The 772-nt window shown below is 53.8% G+C and carries 1 protein-coding gene; it reads left to right on the forward strand.

Annotation, left to right across the window (positions count from 1 at the left end; translation table 11 throughout):
- Positions 1-772, forward strand: a 772-nt coding sequence (gene repA / locus EN750_RS37140; RefSeq protein WP_127399467.1) for a plasmid partitioning protein RepA, incomplete at both ends; no start/stop codon positions are given.

Genomic DNA, 772 nt, shown 5'->3' on the forward strand with positions numbered 1-772 from the left:
CCTATATTCCGTGGGGCAGGTGCTTGAGCTTCGGATGCATCTGGCGGAAAAGGCGCGAAAGAAGTGGATCAATCCTCGTCGCGTTGATGGCGAAGACTGCCAGATAATCGCGATCACCAACTTCAAAGGCGGATCGTCCAAGACAGCGACCACTATTCACTTGGGTCACTGGCTGGCACTTCGTGGGTATCGCGTTCTCGCAGTCGACATGGATCCCCAGGCGTCGTTAACCAGTCTGCAAGGAGCATTACCGGGATTTGACTACCGAGAAGGTGACACCCTTTACTCGGCGATCCGGTTTGACGATCCGGTGCCAACAGAAAAAATTGTGCATCAGACACATATCATCGGATTCGACGTCATCTGCGCCGGTCTTGAGCTGACAGAATTCGAAACCGCCGTTACCCTTGAGATGCGCAAGAGCGGTGGAACGAGTTTCCTTCTTCGAGTGTCACAGGCGCTAGAACAGATCGTTGATCGCTACGACATCGTTCTTCTCGACTGCGCTCCGTCACTCAATTTCCTTACGCTTTCCTCGCTCACGGCCGCTACCGGGGTCCTCATCCCAGTGCCGGCTCACATGCTCGATGTCGATTCCACAGGCAAGTTTTTGGAGCTGGCCGCGTCTTATATGCAAATCCTGGATGAGGCTGGTGCAGGTGCGCGTTGGGATTTCGCCAAATTCCTCATCACCAAATTTGAGGCGAATGACCACCCGCAAGCCAATATGCAGGCCCTAATGCGTCAAGTTTTTGGCGAGGATCTACTTCTG

It is taken from the genome of Mesorhizobium sp. M7A.F.Ca.ET.027.03.2.1, from assembly GCF_003999175.1.
Taxonomy (GTDB): domain Bacteria; phylum Pseudomonadota; class Alphaproteobacteria; order Rhizobiales; family Rhizobiaceae; genus Mesorhizobium.